The 2,528-nt window shown below is 26.3% G+C and carries 3 protein-coding genes; 2 read left to right on the top strand and 1 reads right to left on the bottom strand.

What is annotated here, in order from left to right; translation table 11 throughout:
• Positions 1 to 391: 391 nt before the first annotated feature.
• On the bottom strand, positions 392 to 805 hold the full coding sequence (locus U880_RS0101895) for an Mlp family lipoprotein (protein WP_024654542.1): 414 nt from the start codon (positions 803 to 805) through the stop codon (positions 392 to 394).
• A gap of 155 nt (positions 806 to 960) precedes the next feature.
• Between U880_RS0101895 and U880_RS0101890 the strand changes: the two genes are divergently transcribed.
• Complete coding sequence (locus tag U880_RS0101890) at positions 961 to 1,500, top strand: DUF603 domain-containing protein (RefSeq protein ID WP_024654541.1); 540 nt, start codon at positions 961 to 963, stop codon at positions 1,498 to 1,500.
• 4 nt (positions 1,501 to 1,504) lie between these two features.
• On the top strand, positions 1,505 to 2,528 hold a 1,024-nt coding region (locus tag U880_RS0101885; protein ID WP_024654540.1), incomplete at its 3' end, for a PBSX family phage terminase large subunit.

Here is a 2,528-nt window from a genome sequence, read left to right as displayed (position 1 = left end):
TGGTATTTGTTTAGCTGGTGTTAAACTTATTCTTTCGTGTACTTTTAGTTTATCTGTACAAGAATAGACTAGTATTAGACTATAAATTAGTATGTGTTTTAAATATTTATACATATAATATTCTCCTTGTTTTTAAGTATACTATTAGTTATTTTGGTTTGTATAGGGATTTTTAAAAAAGATTTGCTTTTAATTTTATCTTTATTCTCCTATTTCATAATTATTTGTATAATATGATTGTTGATTTTATAAAAATTGTTAGTTTGTCATAAAGTTTTATTTACTTTTTTTAAATTGCTAATTTAATAAATGAAATTATGTGAATTATGTTTTTGACATTTTACAATATTTTTCAATGTAATAGGTTTTTTTGAATATTTTTTAACTTTCGTTAACAAGTACTCGTCACACTATCTTTAAAATTAGCTAGTTCATTGTCATCCATTGTAGTAAAGTAGGCTTGTACCGCATTTTTAAATCCTTCTTTACCATCGTTATTGTTTTTGCAACGTTCAAGTTGAGTCTTTATGTGAGCCAAAGCTTCTTTAATCTTAGGTTGAGCAAATAATAAAAACTTATTAAACTTTTCTTTATTGTTTAAACTTTCTTTTAAGAAATCTAAGTTTACTTGCTCTTCTTCAGTTAAATTTTTTCTTAATGTTTCTTCAGCTGTTTTTTGTGTTGTTGTAGTTTCTGGCTTTTTTTTAGTTAGATCTTTTGAGGGTCTTGTAGATTTTGTTATTTCTTTGCAACAGCAAAGTAGTAATAGACTACAAAATATCAAATAATTTGTATATTTAATCATAATACTCTCCTTGTTTCTAAGGGTAGTTCAAATTTATTATTTTTCTTGTATAGGTATTTTTGTAATTGTTTATTTATTTTTGAAAGTTTAATGTTTTGTTATAAAGTTTATGTTAACTAAAATTAATTTTTGTTAAATTATAAGGTTGAAGAGATATGAATAAAGTAAAGAGGGCATATGAAGATTATGCCATGTATTTTGATGAAGGTCGATTAAATGATACTGAAATAGCGAAAGAACTTGGTGTTTCACGAGCTAATGTAAGTAAAATGAGACAAAAATGGGAAAATATCAAAGATAATCCAAAGGAATTTTTTAGTGAAAGTAAAGTAACTATTTGTAAAACTACTCTTAATAGTATATTAGATCGAGTACTCGAGACAAATGCTAAAGCACGTGAACTTAAGAGTCAATTTAGTATAGCCAAAAGTCAACTTGGACTTAAGTTTATGAAGGCATTTAACAATTATTTAGAATTGGAACTTGAGGATTGTATAGAAGAAATAGATCTATTGGAGAGAGAGATTAAAATGAGTAAAAAGAAAGGAAATAGTAGAGAACTTCAAGATAAGAAAATTAAGCTTAAAGATTTAAAACGTGAGAAAGAAGATAAAACAATGAAGTTATGTTATGAAACAATGAAGAAACTCAAAATCGCAGACTTAGATGAGAGTAGATTTAAGTTTGAAGGATAAGTAAATGGATATATACAGTAGTAGCATTTTTAAGTCTATGCAAAGGGAATATAAGCGTGAATTTGGTATTGATATTGCATCTTTTATTAAACCAAAACCAGTAGTTGTTGATTTTAAAAGCTTTGAAAATAAATTTTTGACTAAGAAACAACGTAAAGTGTTAAATGATATTGAAAAGAATAATCAAAACAAAGTTATTTTATCAGGTGGAATTGCAAGTGGTAAAACATTTTTGGCTTGTTATTTATTCTTAAAAACTTTACTTAAAAATAGGCATCTTTATAGTCAAGATACCAATAATTTTATATTAGGCAACTCACAGAAGGCATTAGAAATTAATGTTACAGGCCAGTTTAAAAAGCTTGCTAATATGCTTAAAATACCTTTTGTTCCCAAATATTCAAATACGTCATATTTTGAAATCAATTCTTTAAGGGTTAATTTATATGGTGGTGATAAAATAAGAGATTTTGAAAGATTTAGAGGATCGAATTCTGCTGTTATTTATGTTAATGAAGCAACAACGCTGCATAAAGAGACATTAAAAGAAGCGCTTAAGAGACTAAGAATAAAACCAGAGTTTATTGTTTTTGATACTAATCCTGATCATCCGGAGCATTATTTTAAAACAGATTATATTGATAATAACACGATATATTCTACATATAATTTTACGACATATGATAATGAGGCAATTTCAAAGGAATTTATAAAGACCCAAGAAGAACTTTATAAAGACTTTCCAACATATAAAGCCAGTGTATTACTAGGAGAATGGGTTGCAAATAATGATGCGATATTTAGTAATATTAATATTATTAAAGAGTATGAATTTAAAAGTCCTATAGCTTATTTAGATCCAGCATATAGTAGTGGAGGAGATAATACTGCTCTTTGTGTTTTAGAGAAGGTGTCGGATAAGTATTATGCATTTATATTTCAAGAGCAAAAACCAGCTGTTGATCCATATGTTATGAATACAATAAAGATAATAATGGAGAATTTAAATGTTAATACTCTTTATATTG

Origin of the sequence: Borrelia hispanica CRI (assembly GCF_000500065.1) — a bacterium.
GTDB classification, from domain to species: domain Bacteria; phylum Spirochaetota; class Spirochaetia; order Borreliales; family Borreliaceae; genus Borrelia; species Borrelia hispanica.
The sequence above is the reverse complement of the archived record's forward strand: the minus strand, read 5'-3'. Positions and strand labels throughout refer to the sequence as shown.

Excerpts from the sequence above, each read along its gene's own strand:
- U880_RS0101895 (WP_024654542.1), bottom strand. The coding sequence starts at position 805 with ATGATTAAATATACAAATTATTTGATATTTTGTAGTCTATTACTACTT.
- U880_RS0101890 (WP_024654541.1), top strand. The coding sequence starts at position 961 with ATGAATAAAGTAAAGAGGGCATATGAAGATTATGCCATGTATTTTGAT.